Origin of the sequence: Devosia rhizoryzae (genome assembly GCF_016698665.1) — a bacterium.
GTDB lineage: Bacteria > Pseudomonadota > Alphaproteobacteria > Rhizobiales > Devosiaceae > Devosia > Devosia rhizoryzae.
The window spans coordinates 1147649-1167619 of record NZ_CP068046.1; the positions used below are offsets into that span (position 1 = coordinate 1147649).

Annotated in this window: 16 protein-coding genes; 13 read left to right on the forward strand and 3 right to left on the reverse strand. The window is 61.1% G+C overall.

Features of this window, described 5'->3' with window-relative positions:
- Nucleotides 1–40 precede the first annotated feature (40 nt).
- Nucleotides 41–298 carry a DUF2171 domain-containing protein gene (locus tag JI748_RS05765; protein ID WP_201635869.1) on the reverse strand — a complete coding sequence of 86 codons (258 nt, stop codon included), beginning with the start codon at nucleotides 296–298 and terminating at the stop codon, nucleotides 41–43.
- A 965-nt stretch (nucleotides 299–1263) separates the two neighbouring features.
- Here JI748_RS05765 and dnaE point away from each other — a divergent pair.
- The 13 genes from dnaE to JI748_RS05830 all read left to right on the forward strand — a co-directional run bounded on the left by dnaE (nucleotide 1264) and on the right by JI748_RS05830 (nucleotide 17084).
- A complete protein-coding gene (dnaE, locus tag JI748_RS05770; RefSeq protein WP_201635871.1) occupies nucleotides 1264–4719 on the forward strand; it encodes a DNA polymerase III subunit alpha in 3456 nt (1151 codons plus the stop codon).
- Between the two features lie 369 nt (nucleotides 4720–5088).
- Nucleotides 5089–5862: a 30S ribosomal protein S2 gene (gene rpsB, locus JI748_RS05775; protein WP_201635873.1), complete on the forward strand. Its 774-nt coding sequence runs from the start codon at nucleotides 5089–5091 to the stop codon at nucleotides 5860–5862.
- A gap of 103 nt (nucleotides 5863–5965) precedes the next feature.
- Complete coding sequence (gene tsf / locus JI748_RS05780) at nucleotides 5966–6892, forward strand: translation elongation factor Ts (RefSeq protein ID WP_201635875.1); 927 nt, start codon at nucleotides 5966–5968, stop codon at nucleotides 6890–6892.
- A 180-nt stretch (nucleotides 6893–7072) separates the two neighbouring features.
- Nucleotides 7073–7792, forward strand: a complete 720-nt coding sequence (gene pyrH, locus JI748_RS05785; protein WP_201635877.1) for a UMP kinase — start codon at nucleotides 7073–7075, stop codon at nucleotides 7790–7792.
- A 53-nt stretch (nucleotides 7793–7845) separates the two neighbouring features.
- Complete coding sequence (gene frr / locus JI748_RS05790; protein ID WP_201635879.1) at nucleotides 7846–8400, forward strand: ribosome recycling factor; 555 nt, start codon at nucleotides 7846–7848, stop codon at nucleotides 8398–8400.
- 34 nt (nucleotides 8401–8434) lie between these two features.
- Entirely contained in the window at nucleotides 8435–9196 is a 762-nt protein-coding gene (locus JI748_RS05795) for an isoprenyl transferase (protein WP_201635881.1), read from the forward strand.
- Nucleotides 9193–10053, forward strand: a complete 861-nt coding sequence (locus JI748_RS05800; RefSeq protein ID WP_201635883.1) for a phosphatidate cytidylyltransferase — start codon at nucleotides 9193–9195, stop codon at nucleotides 10051–10053. The genes JI748_RS05795 and JI748_RS05800 overlap by 4 nt, the downstream gene beginning before the upstream one ends.
- A gap of 40 nt (nucleotides 10054–10093) precedes the next feature.
- Complete coding sequence (gene rseP / locus JI748_RS05805; RefSeq protein ID WP_201635885.1) at nucleotides 10094–11230, forward strand: RIP metalloprotease RseP; 1137 nt, start codon at nucleotides 10094–10096, stop codon at nucleotides 11228–11230.
- A gap of 184 nt (nucleotides 11231–11414) precedes the next feature.
- Complete coding sequence (gene bamA, locus JI748_RS05810; protein WP_201635887.1) at nucleotides 11415–13550, forward strand: outer membrane protein assembly factor BamA; 2136 nt, start codon at nucleotides 11415–11417, stop codon at nucleotides 13548–13550.
- 72 nt (nucleotides 13551–13622) lie between these two features.
- Nucleotides 13623–14651: a UDP-3-O-(3-hydroxymyristoyl)glucosamine N-acyltransferase gene (gene lpxD, locus JI748_RS05815; protein WP_201635889.1), complete on the forward strand. Its 1029-nt coding sequence runs from the start codon at nucleotides 13623–13625 to the stop codon at nucleotides 14649–14651.
- Nucleotides 14648–15124: a 3-hydroxyacyl-ACP dehydratase FabZ gene (gene fabZ, locus JI748_RS05820; RefSeq protein ID WP_201635891.1), complete on the forward strand. Its 477-nt coding sequence runs from the start codon at nucleotides 14648–14650 to the stop codon at nucleotides 15122–15124. Before lpxD ends, fabZ begins: the two co-directional genes overlap by 4 nt.
- Nucleotides 15121–15930 carry an acyl-ACP--UDP-N-acetylglucosamine O-acyltransferase gene (lpxA, locus tag JI748_RS05825; protein WP_201635893.1) on the forward strand — a complete coding sequence of 270 codons (810 nt, stop codon included), beginning with the start codon at nucleotides 15121–15123 and terminating at the stop codon, nucleotides 15928–15930. The genes fabZ and lpxA overlap by 4 nt, the downstream gene beginning before the upstream one ends.
- Nucleotides 15931–15935: 5 nt before the next feature.
- Nucleotides 15936–17084 (forward strand): lipid-A-disaccharide synthase, encoded by a 1149-nt coding sequence (locus JI748_RS05830; protein WP_201635895.1) that lies wholly within the window; start codon nucleotides 15936–15938, stop codon nucleotides 17082–17084.
- Here JI748_RS05830 and gltA read toward each other — a convergent pair.
- On the reverse strand, nucleotides 17060–18349 hold the full coding sequence (gltA, locus tag JI748_RS05835) for a citrate synthase (protein WP_201635897.1): 1290 nt from the start codon (nucleotides 18347–18349) through the stop codon (nucleotides 17060–17062). The two genes, JI748_RS05830 and gltA, sit on opposite strands and share 25 nt — an antisense overlap.
- Nucleotides 18350–18528: 179 nt before the next feature.
- The gene (gene gltX, locus JI748_RS05840) at nucleotides 18529–19944 is read right to left on the reverse strand and encodes a glutamate--tRNA ligase (protein ID WP_201635899.1); all 1416 of its coding nucleotides are present in this window, start codon (nucleotides 19942–19944) and stop codon (nucleotides 18529–18531) included.
- Nucleotides 19945–19971 lie beyond the last annotated feature (27 nt).

The following is a 19971-nucleotide window of genomic DNA, read 5'->3' on the forward strand; positions in this document are numbered from 1 at the left end:
GGGGCGCTCAGGCGCCCCTTTCGTTTGACTGGAAGCTGGATCAGGCGGTCTTGCCGTTTTCTTCCTCTTCAAAGGTCACGGCGACGTCGCCATTGGCGGACAGCCGGACCTTGTTGCCTTCCACATCGGCCACGAGGCCGAGTGAAATATAGTGATGGTGGCCCTCATGGCTGCCTTCGCCGCTGTCCTTCTTGGTCAGCTTGATGCGATCGCCTTCGACATGGTCGACAGTGCCGACATGCACGCCGTCCGCGCCGATCACTTCGGCATGTTCCTTGATCTGATCTGCAATGGCCATTCTGGTCTCCATGGTTGTGCGGAGATAACGCACGAACCCGCCTTTGGGTGCCGCCACCTTTCTTTCTGCGAACGGGAGAGGCAGTCACCCCCTTCCGAGCGGCGCTAGGCTCGTTCCTCGCCAAGCTCTGCTTGCCTTCCCCTCTGAGGGGGAAGGTGAGGCCGGTAAGTGTCGAAAGAAGGTGCCACGTACTCAGTCCCACCTTCCCCCTCAGAGGGGAAGGCAAGCGAAGCTTAGGCGCGACGCGCCTTAGCGTAGCTTTGAAGGGGGTATCGGCGCTTCCGCACGCTCGATCTATCCCTCTTATCCCCACCCCCAAGCCCCCGTGCCATTCTCCCTTCATCCCCGCCACACACGCGGTACCGACGAAGTGCCGGGCGGGGAGACGGGCCGTCCGGGGTCGCCTGGAGGGATGCGTGGATGCCGACACCGGTCAGGTGAGCGTGCGGATTTAGGGAGAAGGGAACTCGCGCACCCGCCCTGAAACCGAATGATCGCCGCCACCATTGGGTGGGCTGCCCGAGGCGTGCGCAAGAAATCCCGATCGTGCGAAGCGGCTTTCGCCTCTTCACTTCCCAAACTCTTCGGGGCGAAAGCCGCTTCTCACCGTGTTCGAACCGGAAGCCTGCGGGCCGGCCGGCATCTTTGCTCGCCCGCGATTCTTAACGCCCGCCAACTTCTCCTAACGAAACGCTAACCAATCCATCGCTCTCCCCGGTATTACCAATGATCCCAGCTGGACGAGAACAAAGATCGAACATATAAGAACGTTATAGCAACAAGGAAGATCGAGATGCTTGATTTCATCAAGGACGCTGCCGCCTTCGTTACCCTCAGCGCCTTCACCATCGGCTCGCTGACCTGGATGGATCTGCTGACCCACCTCGCGTGATTGTCTGTGGATTGATCGCGGCGCGGTTTGACCCGGCGCGCTCCGTCCAACAGAGTCGGATCAGGAGATCTCCATGAGCGGCCCCGGCTTTATCCATCTACACGTCCACTCTGCCTTTTCCCTGCTCGAAGGCGCGGTGCAGCTCGAAACGATTCTGAAGCTCGCCGCCGAAGACAAGCAGCCGGCACTCGGCATCGCCGACACCAACAATCTCTTCGGCGCGCTGGAATTTTCCGAGAAGGCGACGAAGAAAGGCATACAGCCGCTGATCGGCGTCGAGCTTGCCGTCGATTTTGCTGCCGCCGAGGAGCGGATCAGCGAACGCGGCCATGCGGCCTGGACCGGCAAGTCCTCGATCGTCCTGATGGCGCAGTCGGAAGGGGGCTTTGCCAATCTTTCGCGCCTCGTTTCCCGCGCCTATATGGAGAGCGATGACGGGCTGGCCCGCGCCAAGCTCGACTGGATGACGCCGGATGCCTTGACCGGCCTTATCTGTCTCTCGGGCGGCCCGGAAGGCGCCATCGACATGCCCTTCGCTCATGGGCAGGATGCCAATGCCGTCCGCCGCCTCGATCGGCTGGCCGACCTTTTCGGCGACCGCTTCTATATCGAGCTGCAGCGCCATGGCCGCCCGCAGGAAGCGGCAGTCGAGCCGCGCCTTGTCGATTACGCCTATCGCAAAGGCATTCCGCTGGTCGCGACCAACGAGCCCTTCTTCAAGACCGCCAAGGAATTCGAAGCCCACGACGCGCTGCTCGCCATTGCCGGTGGGTCGGTGCTGGCGCAGACCGAGCGCCGCAAGCTCAACGATCAGTATTTCTTCAAGACCCGGGCCGAGATGGTCGAGCTGTTCTCGGATTTGCCGGAAGCGCTCGACTCGACCATCGAGATCGCCAAGCGCGTCGCCTTCCGCCCACGCACCCGCGGGCCCATCCTGCCCAAATTCGCCGCTGGCTCGCACGATACTGAAGACGAAGTCGTGGCTGCCGAAGCCGCCGAGCTTCGCCGCATTGCCGTCGAAGGGCTCGACAAGCGCATCGCGACGACCGGCATCGCCCCGGGCAAGACCGAGATCGAATATCGCGAGCGGCTCGATTTCGAGCTCAAAGTCATCGAAAAGATGAAATTTCCCGGCTACTTCCTGATCGTGGCCGATTTTATCCAATGGTCCAAGGCTCATGACATTCCCGTGGGCCCCGGCCGCGGCTCGGGTGCCGGCTCGCTCGTGGCCTATGCCACCACCATCACCGATCTCGATCCCCTTCGTTACAATCTGCTGTTCGAGCGCTTCCTTAATCCAGAACGTATCTCGATGCCGGACTTCGACATCGACTTCTGCCAGGACCGGCGCGAAGAGGTCATCGACTACGTCCAGGACAAATACGGCACGAGCCAAGTCGCGCAGATCATCACCTTCGGAACGCTGCAGGCCCGCGCCGTTTTGCGCGACGTTGGCCGCGTGCTGCAGATGCCCTATGGCCAGGTCGACCGCATCTGCAAACTCGTTCCCGCCAATCCCGCCGATCCCTGGTCGATCGAGCGCACCATGAACGAGGTGCCGCAGTTCAAGCAGATGGCGGAGGATGATGAGACCGTCGCCCAGCTGGTCGAGATCGCCAAGTCGCTCGAGGGGCTGTTCCGCCACGCCTCGACCCATGCTGCCGGCATCGTCATCGGCGACCGGCCGCTCCAGGAACTGCTGCCGCTTTACCGCGACCCGCGCTCCGACATGCCGGTCACCCAGTACAACCTCAAATGGGTCGAACCTGCGGGCCTCGTAAAGTTCGACTTCTTGGGTTTGAAGACCCTGACCACCATCCGCTACGCCGTCGACATGGTCAAAAAGCGTGGTGTCGCGCTCGATATCGACGCGATCCCGATCGAGGACGCGGCGACCTATAAGCTCTACGCGCGTGGCGATACCTACGGCATCTTCCAGTTTGAATCCGCCGGCATGCGGCGCGCCTTGATGGATCTCAAGCCTGACCGCATTGAAGATCTGATCGCCATGAACGCGCTCTATCGGCCTGGTCCGATGGACAATATTCCGAGCTTCGTCGATCGAAAGCATGGCCGCGAGGATGTTGCCTATCCCCATCCGACGCTCTCGACCGTCCTCGACGAGACCTATGGCATCATCGTCTATCAGGAGCAGGTGATGCAGATCGCCCAGCTCCTATCCGGCTATTCCCTTGGTGAAGCCGACATGCTCCGCCGCGCCATGGGCAAGAAGGACCGTGCCGAGATGGACCGCCAGCGCGTCCGTTTCCGGGAGGGTTCCGCCAAGGAAGGCGTCAAGGAGTCGCTCGCCGACGAAATCTTCGACCTCCTGGCCAAGTTCGCCAATTACGGCTTCAACAAATCCCACGCCGCCGCCTATGCCTGGGTGAGCTACCAGACGGCTTATCTCAAGGAACATTTCCCCCACGAATTCTACGCCGCCTCGATGACCCTCGACATGGCGCAGACCGACAAGCTGTCCGATTTCCGACGCGAGGCCGGCAAGAAGGGCATCGAGGTCGTGGCGCCCTGCGTCAACACCTCGGAAGTGGTCTTTTCGGTCAAGGATAACCGCATTCATTACGGTCTGTCGGCGGTAAAGGGCGTCGGCCGGGCCATGGCCGAGCATATTGTTGAAGTGCGGGGCGACAAGCCGTTCAAGGACCTCGGCGACTTTGCCCATCGCGTCGATCCGCGCGTCCTCAACAAGCGCACCCTCGAAACCCTGGTCAATGCCGGTGCCTTCGATGCCCTGGTGCCGCGTCGCGAAGTGGCCTTTGCCGCGGTGGAGTCGGTGATCGGCACCGCCCAGGCGCTCACCAGCGAACGCAACGAGGGCCAGTGGAACATGTTTGCGTCCGCCGAGCCCGAGCCGTTCCGCCTGCCGACCGGTGTTGCCGCCTGGAATTCCACCGAGCGCGCCGACCGCGAGCTGGCCGCCATCGGCTTCCACCTCTCCGCGCACCCGCTTGATGCCTATGCCGATCTCTTCGAAAAGCTCCGCGTCCAACGCTGGAGCGATTTCGAGCGCGCCGTCAAGGACGGGGCAGGGGCAGGGCGCCTTGCCGGCACGATCGCGTCCCGTAACGATCGGCGAACGCGTAAAGGCACGCCGATGATGATCCTGACCCTGTCGGATCAGAGCGGTACCTTTGAGTGCATCGCCTTTTCCGAGCAGATCACCCAGTTCGGCTCGATCCTGCAACCGGGCAATTCGGTCATTCTGGAAGTCGGCGCCCAGGAGCGTGCCGAAGGCATCAGCCTCATGCTCAATGGTGCAAAGCCCATCGAGGGGGCAGCCGAAAGCATCAATCGCCAGCTCACCATCTTTATGGCGGACACCAAGGCGCTGGCACCCACCAGTGCCCAGCTCAAGCGCGGCGGCAATGGCACGGTCAATTTCGTCGTCATCCGCGAAGGCGGCGCAAAGGAATACGAGATCGAGCTGGCGGGCAAATACAATGTCACCGCCGAAGTGGCGGGTGGTATAAAGGCACTGGAAGGGGTGACCGACGTCCGTTTCGCGTAACCAGGCGCTTGCCGAACATAAACGCAGGAGAGGCGAGCCGGCCAGCCCATCCTCCCCTGCTTGAGGGCTTTCACCCCTGTCCCCGCGTCATTGGCGCGGGTCTATGCTTGACTAATGTAAGTCGGTTTGAGGCGGTTCCATGACGCGTTAACGATTGTGGCGGTCCCTCACGGCACTGTGTCCCAGACAGTGGCAGGCAGGGTGGCTTGCCAAAGGGGGAGCCTTCCCCTATATCGCCCCTGCGTTCGGCATCGTGCCGCACGTGATTTCACACACGAAGCAGGCTTTCCCCAGCGGAAATCCATCCGGTGGCGGTTCACCCGTCGCAAGGCTTCGTGGAGGCATCAACCGGTAAAGGAGCAGCCCATCATGGCACTGCCAGAATTCTCCATGCGTCAGCTTCTCGAAGCTGGCGTGCACTTCGGCCACCAGAAGCATCGCTGGAACCCGAAGATGGAACGCCACATTTTCGGCGTTCGCAACGACATCCACATCCTCGACCTGTCGCAGACCGTCCCGGCTCTGCAGCGCGCTCTTCAGCTTGTCAGCGACACCGTCGCCGATGGCGGCCGCGTCCTCTTTGTCGGCACCAAGCGCCAGGCTGCCCCGCTCGTCGCTGACGCTGCCAAGCAGTCGGCTCAGTACTATGTCAACTCGCGTTGGCTCGGCGGCACGCTGACCAACTGGCAGACCATTTCGAACTCCATCTCGCGTCTGCGCGAACTGGAATCGATGAGCGAAGCCGACCTTGCGCTCCGCACCAAGAAAGAGCGCCTGATGATGTCCCGTGAACAGGAACGCCTCGAGCGCGACCTGGGCGGCATCAAGGACATGGGCAACGTTCCGAGCCTCCTGTTCGTGATCGACACCAACAAGGAAGCGAACGCCATCAAGGAAGCCCGTCGCCTCGGCATTCCGGTGATCGCCATCGTCGACACCAACTCCGATCCGGACACCGTCGACTACGCCATTCCTGGCAACGACGACGCCTCACGTGCCCTCGAGCTTTATGTCTCGCTGATCTCGCGCGCTGCCCTTGACGGCATCGGCCGCTCTTCGAGCGCTCTCGGCACCGATCTTGGCGCTTCCTCGGAAGCTCCGGCTGAAGATCTGCCGGCCGAAGGCGAAGCCGCCGTCAACTAACTTTCGTCAAGGCGTGCCTTCCTGCGGAGGCACGCCGCGTCCGCCTACCGGACTATCCCCTACACACACGTGGCTCCGCGAGGGGCCGCCAAGAGGTGAACCCATGGAAATCACTGCTGCAATGGTCAAGCAGCTCCGCGAGTCGACTGGCGTCGGCATGATGGACTGCAAGAAGGCTCTGGCCGAAACCAATGGCGACATGGAAGCTGCGGTCGATTGGCTGCGCACCCGTGGCCTGGCCAAGGCCGCCAAGAAGGCCGATCGCGTCGCCGCTGAAGGTCTCGTCGGTGTCGCCACCGCCGGCACCAAGGCTGCCGTCGTCGAAGTCAACTCGGAAACCGATTTCGTTGCCCGCAACGAGCAGTTCCAGAACATCGTCGGCTCGGTTGCCAAGCTTGCCCTCGACGCTGATGGCGACGTCGTCAAGCTCGGCGAAATGCCGTTCCCCGGCACCGGCCACTCGGTTTCCGCCGAGCTGACCGAAGCCATCGCCAAGATCGGCGAGAACATGAACCTGCGCCGCACCAAGACCATCTCGGTCTCGGATGGCGTCGTGGAAAGCTACATCCACAATGCGGTCAAGTCCGGCATGGGCAAGATCGGCATTCTGGTTGCGCTGGAATCGACCGGCGACAAGGCTGCTCTCTCCGCCCTCGGCAAGCAGCTTGCCATGCACATCGCCGCTGCCCAGCCGCAGGCCATTTCGCCTGACGAACTGGACCAGGACGTTGTGGCCCGCGAGCGCGCCATCATTCTCGAGCAGGTCAAGGAATCGGGCAAGCCCGCCGAGATCGCCGACAAGATGGTCGAAGGCCGCATGCGCAAGTACTTCGAGGAAGTGACGCTGCTCAGCCAGGTGTTCGTGATCGACGGCGAGACCAAGGTCGTCGACGCCATCAAGAACGCCGAAAAGGATGTCGGCGCGCCGATCAAGCTGACCCAGTTCGTGCGCTACGCTCTGGGCGAAGGCATCGAGAAGGTCGAGACCGACTTTGCCGCCGAAGTCGCTGCCACCGCTGGCGTCAAGTAAGCTTTTTGCAGGCGGGCCTTCGGGCCCGCTTGCTGCTCTTTTATCCCGAGGGATAAAATCGAGCGCTACTATCTCTTCTTTTCTTATGCATCTTCGCCTTCTGTTGAGGGTTGATTTGCCATAGGGTCGGCCGGTCTCCGGAGTCGGCGGCCTTCCAAGCATTTTTTAAGGGGTTTGCCGATGCCGTCTGCCTATAAGCGCATACTGCTCAAAGTTTCGGGCGAGGCGCTGGCGGGAGACAATTCCTTCGGCATCGAACCGCCGTTTCTTCAGGGCATCGCCAAGCAGATCGCCGATGTCGCGCGCACCGGAACGCAGGTCGCCATCGTTGTTGGTGGCGGCAACATCTTCCGCGGCATGGCTGGTGCAGCTGACGGCACCGATCGCGTCACCGCCGATCTCATGGGCATGCTGGGCACCATGATCAATGCGCTGGCCCTCAGCAATGCCATCAGCCGGCAAGGCATGAAGTCCAAGCCCTTCAGTGCGGCGACCATGCCTTCCGTCGCCGATACCTTCACGGCTCGCGATGCCAAGCAGGCGCTCGAGGAAGGGTTCGTCGTCGTCCTGGGTGGTGGCACCGGCAATCCGTTCTTCACCACCGATACGGCCGCAACGCTCCGCGCCATCGAACTCGAATGCGACGTGGTGCTCAAGGGTACCAAGGTCGACGGCGTCTATACGGCCGATCCGATGAAGGACCCGACCGCGACGCGTTACACGACCGTCAGCTATGACGAAGTCATCAGCCAAAATCTCAAGGTCATGGACACGGCCGCATTCGCGCTTGCCCGCGACAACGCCATGCCGATAATCGTATATGCACTCGATGACAAAGCGGGCCTGTCTGGCGTTCTGGAGGGCAGGGGCCTTTCGACGCGCGTCGGCAATCCGCTTTAACGAACACACCTGCTGGCACTTCAAGCCGGCAAGCGACTGGAAGGAGACTGGCCATGGCCTACAATCTCAACGATCTCAAGCAGCGCATGCAAAAGACCATCGCTTCGCTCAAGGATGAACTGGGCGGCCTTCGCACCGGTCGTGCCAGTGCGACCCTTCTGGAGCCAGTGACGGTTGATGCCTATGGGTCGCGCACGCCACTGAGCCAGGTCGCCACGGTCACCGTTCCCGAGCCGCGCATGCTGTCTGTACAGGTCTGGGATCGCTCGCTGGCCAATGCCGTGGAAAAGGCGATCCGCGATAGCGGCCTTGGCCTTAACCCGATGGGCGAAGGCCAGATTATCCGCGTGCCGCTGCCGGAGCTCAACGAGCAGCGCCGCAAGGAACTATCCAAGGTCGCGCACAATTACGCCGAAGCCGCCCGCGTTGCCGTGCGTCACATCCGACGCGACGGCATGGACGCCTTGAAAAAGGCGGAGAAGGACGGCGACATGAGCCAGGACGACGTCAAGAAGCAGTCCGAACTTGTGCAGAAGGCCACCGACGAAATGGTCAGCGAGATCGACACCATTGTGGCACAGAAGGAAAAGGAGATCATGCAGGTCTAAGACGACCCGCTGATCTCGCGCCGGGAGGGCGTCGATGGCCGGGGAACCCGCCACCAGTTTGAAGCCTGACATAGGCAGCGGACTTCGCATTCCGCTGCACCTTGGCGTCATTATGGATGGCAATGGACGCTGGGCCAAGATGCGCGGCAAACGACGCACCGAAGGTCATGTCGAGGGCGTCAAAACCCTCCGCAACCTCGTCGAGCTTTGCATCAACTACGGCGTCGGCACCCTGACGGTTTTCAGTTTCTCGTCTGAGAACTGGACCCGGCCGCCGGACGAAATCTCATTCATCTTCAATCTGCTGCGGCGCTTCGTGGCGTCCGATTTGCAGCGGCTGATCCGCAACAATGTGCGAGTCCGCATCATCGGCACGCGCCGCGGCCTTGAGCCTTCCCTGGTGCGGCTGATCGATGATGCCGAGGCCAAGACGGCGCACAATACCGGCCTCAACCTCGTTGTCGCCTTCAATTACGGCAGCAAGGCCGAGATCGCCGAGGCTGCCCGCCATCTTGCGCGCGAAGTTGCCGCCGGCCGGCTGTCACCGGAAGCGATCGATGAAGCCGCTATCGGCAACGCGCTCTTCACTGCCGGCCTCCCAGATCCGGACCTCATCATCCGCACCAGCGGCGAGCAGCGGCTTTCAAATTTCCTTCTCTGGCAAGCAGCCTATGCCGAGTTCGTTTTCGTCGAAGAACATTGGCCCGATTTCAACGAGGCAACATTCCGGCGCGTGCTTGAGACGTTCTCGACGAGAGAGCGCCGTTTCGGCGGTATAGAGGCAGTCGGACGGTGAGCGCGTCACAGGGCAATTCTCCCGAGCCAAGCTCCGCCGCCCGCCGCTCCTGGTCGGATGTCGGAACGCGCCTGGCTTCCGCGGCAGTCCTCGTGGCGCTGACGGTCGCCGCCTTGTATTTCGGCGGCTATTTCTTTGCGGCCGTCGTGGGCGCGGTTTATGCCGGCGCCTATCGCGAATGGGAGACCATGGTCTCCCGCGCACCGCTGACGCCGCGGGGCATGGTCATCATCGGCCTAGTCGGTGTTTCGGGGTTGCTTTATCCGGTCTTCGGCCTCGCTGGGTTGGCTGCTGCCATAGGGGTCGCGCTCGTGGTCGCGGCATCCATGGGGCGGGAAGACTTTTTGTGGCGGGCCGCAGGCATCCTGTTGTTCGGCCTGCTAATTCTCTCCCTGCTGCTGATCCGCAACACGTCCACTGCCGGGATTTTGGCCGGCGTTTACCTTGGCACTGTCGTGTGGATGACCGACTCGGCAGCCTTCTTTACCGGGCGACAGATCGGTGGCGAAAAACTGGCGCCCGAGATCTCTCCATCCAAGACCTGGTCTGGTGCTCTGGGTGGGCTCGCACTTGGTACGGGCGCGGGGCTGATCGCGTGGGTCGTCCTGACCGATTCCCCGATCTGGATCGGCTTGGCCCTGTCCTGTGCCATCAGCATCTTGGGCCAGGCAGGTGATCTCACCGAAAGCGCCATCAAGCGTCACTTCCGCATCAAGGACAGTGGCGATCTTATCCCCGGCCATGGCGGGCTGATGGATCGTCTCGATAGCCTCACATTCGGCGTCTTCGTCGTGGTAATCGTCGGTGCCTTGCATGCCGGCTTCGGGTCGGTGGCAGAAGGGCTGCTCTATTGGTAGCGTTGCTCGACTTCGGGTTGCGCCAGCGTCTGGATTGTCGATGATCGAATTCGCCTTCTGGCTCCTCTCCTATGTCGTTCCGTTTCTTGCGGTACTGACCGTCATCGTCTTCGTGCACGAGATGGGCCACTATCTCGTAGCGCGCTGGAATGGCGTGGCGATCCAGACATTTTCGATCGGCTTCGGGCGCGAATTGGTCGGCTGGAACGACCGGCATGGCACGCGCTGGCGCATTTCGGCCATTCCGCTTGGTGGCTACGTTCGCTTCTTGGGCGACATGAACGAAGCCAGTGTTCCGGATCCAGAAGCTTCGGCCAGGATCGATCCTGCCCTGGCGCCGCACCTTTTCGTCAACAAGTCCGTGTGGCAGCGCATTGCCGTGGTCGCCGCCGGACCGATTGCCAATGTCATCCTGACCTTCTTGATCCTTTATGCGCTGCTGCTCGGCTATGGGCGCTATTCGATCCCGCCGGTCATCGGCGAGGTGCTGCCCGAATCCGTTGCGGCCACCGCCGGTATCGAAAGCGGCGATCGCATCCTTGCTGTGGACGGCTATGCCGTTCGTGGCTTTGAAGATTTCCAGCGTTATGTGGCAACCAGCCCGGAGCGGCAGGTCGCCGTGGAACTGGAGCGGGACGGTGCCTCCCAGACGCTGACGCTGGTGCCTGAGGCCGTCGATGTCGAGGATCGGTTCGGCAACAACCAGCGCATCGGCCGCATCGGGGTCACCCGCGATGTGTCGGAAACCGATGTGACGCTTTATCGGCCGGGTCCGATCGAAGCCATCGGCATGACCGTCGAGGAGATTCGCTTCATCATCCAGCGCACGGCGGCTTTTCTTGGCGATTTCTTCGTCGGGCGCGGCGATGTGGAACAGCTGGGTGGTCCGGTCAAAGTCGCCAAAGTCTCAGGGGAAGTTGCAAGCCTTGGCGTCGTGGCGCTGATCAACCTCATGGCCCTGCTGTCGCTCAACATCGGCATCTTCAACCTTTTGCCGGTGCCGATGCTCGATGGCGGGCATCTCCTCTACTATCTGATCGAGGCTGTTCGTGGCCGGCCGCTCAGCATGAAGGTTCAGGAAATGGGCTTCCGTTTTGGGTTTGCGCTGGTGATGGGGCTGATGGTATTCACCCTGTTCAATGACACGGTTTTCGCGCACTTCGGAATATTGCGCTAACCCCTTGTTTACCTTGGTTGGCAAGGTGTTGCACGAATGCCAGAGGACCAAGGAATTGCTAACCGCGTCGACAAAGGCGCCTTGTTCCTGGTTAAAAAAACAGTAAAACACTCCTATGGAGTTAGCTTGGGGGAGCGCTGTGCATGGCGATTCTCCGAGCCGGTCGCAGAAGGCAAACAACAATATGACTCACCCCACCAAGCTGCTGCGTGGCGCGGTTTCCGCGATCGCCCTTCTGGGCGCTGCCCCGATGGCTGCAGGCGTGCCTGTTCTTGGCGTCGTGGCTGTGCAGGCTCAGGAGCAGCTGGTTGCTTCGGTGCTGTTCGAGGGCAATCGCCGCTTCTCCGACGCTGACCTTCTCAAGATGGTCGATGTCTCCGCTTCTGGCGTCTATACCCAGCAGCGTCTCAATGCCGACATTGAAAGCATCCGCCAGGCTTATGACCGCGAAGGCTTCATGTCCGTGTCGGTTACCGCCCGCACCGAAGCGGCTGCTGATGGTCGTGTTCGCGTCATCTTCAGCGTGACTGAAGGGGATCGTGCCGGTATTGCCGCGATCAACTTCACCGGCAACAATGCCATCGGCGCCAACAATCTCAAGGGTGCCATCCTCACGAAGGAATCCGGCATCCTGAGCTGGCTGCTCCGTGACGACATGTACAACGAGCAGAAGCTCGCTGCCGACCGCGAAATCATCCGTCGGTACTACGCCAATCGCGGCTACCCCGACGTTCAGGTCAACTCGGTTGCCGAGTATGATGCTGGCCGCAACGGCTACTTCATCAACTTCACGGTGAACGAAGGCCAGCGCTACGACTTCGGCAATGTCGGCATCGAGACCAGCATCGACGGCCTCAACACCGATGTGCTGCGCAGCACGGTCCGCACCGGTCAGGGTGGCACATACTCGATGGAGGATCTCCAGACCTCGATCGAAGACATGGCCTACGAAGCTACCGCTCAGGGTTATTCCTTTGCCGACGTTCGTGCTCGTCTTGATCGCGATGTCGCGACTGGAACGTTCAATGTCACCTATCTGGTCGACGAGGGTGCTCGCATCTATGTCGAGCGCATCAACATCACCGGCAATCAGAAGACGCGTGATTTCGTTATTCGCCGTGAGCTGAACTTTGCTGAAGGCGACCCCTTCAACCGCTCCATGGTGATCCGTGGCCGGACGGCCATCGAAGCCCTCGATTACTTCTCCAAGGTCGAAATCTCGACTGGTCCGGGCTCCGCGCCAGACAAGATCGTGCTCAACATCAATGTCGAAGAAAAATCGACTGGTGAATATGGTGCCACGGCTGGCTACTCGACCACCGACGGTATCCTTGGCGAAGTCTCGCTGACCGAGCGCAATTTCCTTGGCCGTGGCCAGTATCTGCGTGCTGCCATTGGCGCCTCGCAGTCCGGCCGGACCTTCGATTTCTCCTTCACCGAGCCCCGTTTCATGGGTCTCAAGGTGGCGGCAGGCGTCGATGCGTACCACCGCATCTACGAAGAAACGAACACCAGCTTCTACGGTGCTCAATCGACCGGCGGTCAGCTGCGTCTTGGCGTACCATTGACCAGCGCGCTGAACGCAAGCTTCTTCGGCGGCTACGAGCGCAAGGTGATCACCGACAAGGATCAGCGGCCTGGTGGTAATCCGGCTTTCCGATCTGCTTTCGTCAACGATGGCCAAGAATTCAATAAGGCGTTCATCGGCTATACGCTGACCTGGAATGGTCTCGACGACATCAAAAACCCAACCCAGGGTCTTTATGCAACCTTCAGTCAGCAGTATGTCGGCTGGGATCACAACCTGATCAAGTCGGAAGCGCGAGGCCGTTACTTTGTCCCGGTGATCCAGGACAGCGGCATCGTTGCGAGCCTTCGCGGTCAGGCGGGTGTGATCAACAGCCTCAATGGTGGCGGCATCAACGTCGTCGAAGCGTTCCAGCCCGGTGCGCAGCTGGTGCGCGGCTTTGAAGGCCGTGGCTTCGGCCCGCGGACGGCGGCAGGTGAATACATCGGTACTACGATGTTCGCCGGCATTTCGGCCGAAATCGAGTTCCCGATCCCCGGCCTGCCGGAGAACTATGGCCTGTCCGGCGCGGTGTTTGCCGATGCGGGCTGGGTGGGTGATGCCAGCGACATCCTCAATGGTGGCCTTCAGACGGCTGCCAGCAACGATGTGCCGCTCCGCACTTCGATCGGTGCATCGCTGATCTGGGATTCACCGTTCGGGCCGTTGCGTGGCGATATCGCGCACGCGCTCAACAAGTCTACGGGCGACCGGACACAGCTGTTCCAGTTCACCATCTCGACCTTGCTCTAACAAGAGCAGCGTGACAGACCTTTTAGAGCCGCGGGGCGGTAGCGCCGCGGCTCTGGTATTTTGAGTGACACAATGGTCGACACCCGATTTCATCGCTTTGCCGGCCCCATTGCCCTCGGCGACTTGCTGGCACAGGTCGGGCAGCCGGATCTCGCGGCCCAGAGCACCAATCCCGGTCTTATCATCGAGGGTGTTGCCGAGCTCGATCTGGCCGGGCCGAACGAAATTGGCCTAGCCGCACAGCCCAGCTATATTGAGGGGCTGCGCCGGACGGCTGCCGGTGCTGTCGTGGTCTCCGCTGCGCTGCGCGAGGCGGCACCGGCCGCCACGGTCGCCGTGGCAGCCGACAAGCCGCACAATCTCTTCGCCGACATCCTCGACTTCCTTTATCCGGACAGCACGCGCAACATCATAGCCGCCACTCGGCAGGACTTGAGTGAGCCGCTTATCGAGCGCGATGTAACGCTGGGCGCCAATGTCGTCATTGGTGCTGGCGTCGAGATCGGCCGCGGTACCATTATTGGTGCAAACACCGTTATCGGCCCAGGCGTCACCATCGGCCGTAACTGCACCATCGCCGCCAATTGCACCATCGACTGTGCTCATCTCGGCAATGGGGTTGTGCTCCATTCCGGCGTCAGGATCGGCACCGAGGGCTTCGGCTGGCTTGATCTTGGCAGGAGCAATCGGAAGATCCCCCAGCTTGGCCGTGTCATTGTCCAGGACCGGGTGGAGATCGGCGCAAACAGCACGATCGACCGCGGCGCTTTGGGCGATACCGTGATTGGGGACGGAACCAAGGTCGATAATCTGGTTCAGATCGGCCACAACTGCCGCATCGGGCGAAATTGCCTGATTGCAGCCATGAGCGGATTATCGGGGTCGACCACATTGGGCGACGGCGTCCTGGTGGGTGGCGGTGTTGGCACCTCCGGGCACATGTCGATCGGCTCCGGCTCGGTGGTTCATGGCCGAGCAGCAGTCACCAAGGATTGGCCTGCCGGCTCCAAGCTTGCCGGGGCTCCGGCGCAAGATATAAGAGACTTCTGGCGCGAAATCGCCGTCATGCGGAAACTGTCAAAGGGGGAAAAGCGGGGATGAACGAGACCACCGCCACTGCGACTGAACTCGATGCGATGAGCATCGCCGAGATCCTCGCGGCGCTTCCACACCGCTATCCCTTTTTGATGATCGACCGCATCGTCGATATTGATACCGACGAGTCGGCTGTCGGCATCAAGAACGTCACCTATAACGAGCCCATCTTCCTCGGCCATTTTCCGGGCAACCCGATTTTTCCGGGCGTGCTCATCATCGAAGGCATGGCTCAGACAGCCGGTGCGATCGTCATCAAGCATGACTCCAATCGGGGCGGCAAAAACATCGTTCTGATGCTTGGCGTTGACAAGGCCAAGTTCCGCAAGCCTGCCGGTCCAGGGGACAAGATCGAATTCCATATCGCCAAGATCCAGCGCCGCCGCAATGTCGGCCGCTACCAGGCAACGGCAAAGGTGGACGGCAACATCATCGCCGAGGCTGAAATCACCGCAATGATCGTGCCGGCCGAATCTTGAGCGACCCCGTTATCCATCCAACGGCGATCATTTCGGAAAGCGCACAGCTCGGGAGCGGCGTTCGCATCGGGCCCTACAGCATCGTTGGTCCTAATGTCGTTCTCGGCGATGACGTGGAGCTCGTCTCCCACGCTGTCGTCGAAGGCAACACAGTCATCGGCAAGGGCACGCGCATCTTTCCCTTCGCGTCGGTTGGCCATGAGCCTCAGGACCTTAAGTTCCACGGTGAGGACTCACGCCTCGAGATCGGTGAACGCTGCACGATCCGTGAGAGCGTCACCATCAACCCCGGTACGCAGAACGGCGGCATGCTGACCAAGATCGGCAATGACTGCTTGATCATGGCCAATGCCCATGTCGCCCACGACGCCATCCTGGGTAACAATGTCATCATGGCCAACTATGTCGGCATCGCCGGCCACGTTCACGTCGGCGATAATGTCATTTTTGGCGGCACTTGCGTGATCCACCAGTTCAGCCGCATCGGTTCGCACGCCTTCATAGGCGCTCAATCGATGGTCGACGGCGACGTCATTCCCTATGGCATGGCCATCGGCAATCGTGCTCACCTCACGGGCCTCAATCTTGTTGGCCTCAAGCGTCGCGGCTTTGAGCGCGAGGCGATCCATCGCTTGCGTGCCGCCTACCGCCAGATCTTTGCGAGCGAGGGCACCTTGCGTGAGCGGGTCGAAGACGCGGCGGAGCTGTTCAAGAACGACTTCCTGGTGCAGGACGTCGTCCGTTTCATCTCCGAAGCCAGTGATCGTCCCATTCTTCTGCCGCGCAACGGGCAGGTTACAGAATAGGCGCGATGAGCACGCCGCTGCGTCTTTTCGTTCTCGCAGGCGAGCCGTCCGGCGACCGCATCGCTGCCGACCTTGTGCGGCGCCTGAAGGAACGGGTGACGCTCGAGCTTTCAGGCGTCGGCGGTGACGAGCTTACGGCTCAGGGGCTCCGCTCACTTTTCCCCATGTCCGACCTTGCAGTCATGGGCGTCACAGACGTGCTGCTCAACCTGCCCAAGCTGCTGTGGCGCCTTGAGCAGACTGCTCGGGCGATAATCAAAGCTCAGCCAGATGTTGTCGTCCTCGTCGATGCGCAGGATTTTTCCAAGCTTCTCGCCCGTCGCCTGAGGTCGAGAGGCTATGTCAAGCCGCTGATCCTCTATGTGGCGCCTTCGGTCTGGGCTCGTAATCCGGAGCGCGCCGCCAAGCTCAAGCCACTATTCAACGCCGTCTTTGCCGTGTTGCCATTCGAGCCGGCGGTTATGGAGCAGCTTGGAGGTCCCCCTACCGTCTATGTCGGGCACCCATCCTTAGGCGAGACCATCGAAGTCAAGCAGGCAAGGGAGGCAGGCCCGCTCGTGCTGCTCCCCGGCAGCCGCGAAGGCGAATTGCGGCGCCATTTGCCGATCCTGAAGGAATTGGCGCAGGAGCTTGCGGGCAATCCAAACATCACGGATCTAGTGATCCCGACGCTTCCAAGCCTCCGCCCACGGCTGGCGAGAGAAGTCGAAAGCTGGGCGGTTCCGGTGACGTTGGTAGACGATCGATCAAAGCGGCGCGAGCTCTATGCCCAAGCGATCACGGCCGTCTGTGTTTCCGGGACCGTTACCCTGGAGCTCGCCATGGCGCGGTTGCCTATGGCGGTGATCTACGCTCTCGACGGCCACCAAGCTCGTGTTTACGAAAGGCTTGGGCAGCCTGCGGTGTCGCTTCCAAACATCATCTTGAGCCGCACTGTCGTGCCTGAATTCGTGTCTGGCACGGTCAACAGCCAACGCGTTGCCGCGGCTGCACTCGATCTTATAGCCAACAAAAAAGCTCGCCAGGCGCAGGTGGATGCCTTTGGCGAGCTTGCGATGTTGATGGAAGCGGGTCAGCCGCCTCATGAGAGAGAGGACCCGGCGGAGCAGGTCCTCGCCCTTTGGCGCAATCAGCGGCTGCTGATCGGCTCGTAGTCGCGCGCGACGGCGCCGTTATAAAGCTGGCGCGGACGGCCGATCTTCTTTTGCGGATCGCCGATCATTTCCTTCCACTGCGAGATCCATCCAACGGTGCGGGCCACAGCGAAGAGAACCGTGAACATGGACGTCGGGAAGCCGATCGCGTCCAGGATCACGCCCGAGTAGAAATCGACATTGGGGTAGAGCTTGCGATCAATGAAATACTGATCCTCAAGCGCAATGCGTTCGAGCTCCTGCGCCACCTGAAGGGTCGGGTTGTTCTCGACACCCAGGATGCCCAGCACTTCCTTCGCCGTCTGCTGCATAACCTTGGCGCGTGGATCGAAGTTCTTGTAGACCCGGTGCCCGAAACCCATGAGGCGGAACGGGTCGTTCTTGTCCTTGGCGCGGGCAATGAACTCGGGAATGCGATCGACGGTCCCGATCTGGCGCAGCATGTTGAGGGCCGCTTCGTTTGCGCCCCCATGCGCCGGACCCCAGAGGCAGGCCACGCCGGCAGCGATACAGGCGAACGGGTTAGCGTCCGAGGAGCCTGATAAGCGCACAGTCGAGGTCGAAGCGTTCTGTTCGTGATCGGCATGGAGCGTGAAGATCAGGTCCATGGCGCGGGCGATCTTGGGATCGACTTTGTATTCCTCTGCCGGCACCGAGAAGCACATGTGGAGGAAATTGGACGCGTAATCGAGATCGTTGCGCGGATAAACGAAGGGCTGGCCCACCGAATATTTATAGGCCATGGCCGCAATCGTCGGCATCTTGGCGATCATGCGGATCGAAGCGATCTCGCGCTGCTGCGGATCGTTGATGTCGGTCGAGTCGTGGTAGAATGCCGCCATGGCGCCGACCACACCGGTCATGATGGCCATTGGGTGCGCATCGCGACGGAAGCCGCGATAGAAGTAGTGCATCTGCTCGTGCACCATGGTGTGGCGCGTCACCAACTGCTCGAAGTCCTTGAAGGTCTTGGCGTCGGGAAGTTCGCCATAGAGCAGCAGATAGCAGACTTCGAGGTAGTTGGAGCTTTCGGCCAGTTGCTCGATTGGGTAACCGCGATAGAGAAGCTCGCCCTTGTCGCCATCGATATAGGTGATGGCGCTGTCGCAGGCAGCGGTCGAGGTGAAGCCCGGGTCGTAGGTAAACAGCCCCGTCTTGGCGTAAAGCGATCGGATGTCCATCACGTCTGGACCCACCGAACCACTCAGGATCGGGAATTCATGCGTCTGGTCACCGATGACGAGTTTGGCGACTTTATCGGTCATTGAGCTCTCCTCGCTTGCCCCAGGCGCCCGAGGAAGGACAGATGTGTCCGGGCGCCGGCCGGCGCTGAAAAGCGCCGATTATCGCGTTGAGAGGTATCAGGTCTTAGCCTCACCAAGCAACCGATAGGTAAGTACGACTTATCTATCGGCCGCCCAGTGCCGCTTCACCATCTGACTGCTCAGGCAGCGGTTTGATCGGCGAGTCGGGCGAGGCTTTCCTCACGGCCGATCAGCACCATGACTTCGAAAATGCCCGGAGATACGGTGCGTCCGGTGAGCGCTGCGCGCAGCGGCTGGGCCAGCTTGCCGAGCTTGAGCCCTTTTTCTTCAGCAAGCACACGCATGGCGCTGTCGATCGCAGGCACTGACCATTCGGCAAGACCCCCTAACGTTTCAGCAACGCTGCGCAGAACGGCGCGGCTGTCATCGGTCAACAGTGCGGCTGCCGCAGCATCTGGCTGGATCGGACGCAGAGCGTAGATGAACTGTGCAAGATCGATCAGTTCCAGCACCGTCTTGGCACGCGGCTGCAACTCGGGCAGGGCGGCCAGCACGGTGTTGTGGTTGGCGGTGAGACCTTCGACGTCGGTGTCGCGGCCAACTTCGCGAGCGGTATCGACCATTATTTGGTAAAGATAGGCCGGGTCGGCTTCGCGGATGTAGTGGCCGTTGATGTTTTCGAGTTTGACGAAATCGAAGCGAGCCGCACCCTTGTTGAGGGCTTCAAGGCTGAACCACTCGACCATCTGCTGGGTCGAGAAGATTTCTTCGTCGCCATGGCTCCAGCCGAGGCGTGCCAGGTAGTTGCGCACCGCTTCAGGCAGATAGCCCATCTGCCGGTAGGCTTCGACGCCGAGGGCGCCATGGCGCTTGGAGAGCTTGGCGCCATCTGGGCCGTGGATCAGCGGAATATGCGCCATCTCCGGCACGGTCCAGCCCATGGCGTTGTAGATGACGATCTGGCGGGCGGCATTGGTCAGGTGGTCGTCGCCGCGAATGATATGCGTGACGCCCATGTCGTGGTCGTCGACGACTACAGCATGCATGTAGGTCGGCGTGCCGTCCGAGCGAAGGATGATGAAGTCGTCGAGGTTTTCGGTCTTGAACACGACGTCGCCTTGGACGTGGTCATGGACGACGATCTCTCCGGACAGCGGCGACTTGATGCGGATCACCGGCGATACCCCCTCCGGAGCCTCGGACGGGTCGCGGTCGCGCCAGTAACCATTGTAACGCGGCGGCTTACCGGCAGCGCGTGCTTCCTCGCGCATCTGGTCGAGTTCTTGCGGTGAACAGTAGCAGTAGTAGGCGTGGCCGATTTTGACCAGCTCGTGGGCGACTTCAGCGTGACGCGAGGCGCGGCCGAACTGGCTGATCGGCTCGCCATCCCAGTGGAGCCCGAGCCATTTTAGCCCATCGATCAGTGCGGTAACGGCGGCTTCGGTCGAGCGTTCGCGATCCGTGTCTTCGATGCGCAACAGCATCTTGCCGCCCTGGTTCTGGGCGTAGGCCCAGCTGAACAGGGCCGTGCGAGCGCCGCCGATATGGAGGTACCCGGTGGGGGACGGAGCAAAACGGGTGACGACCTGAGACATAGAAAACCGGGGATATGAGGATGGGCG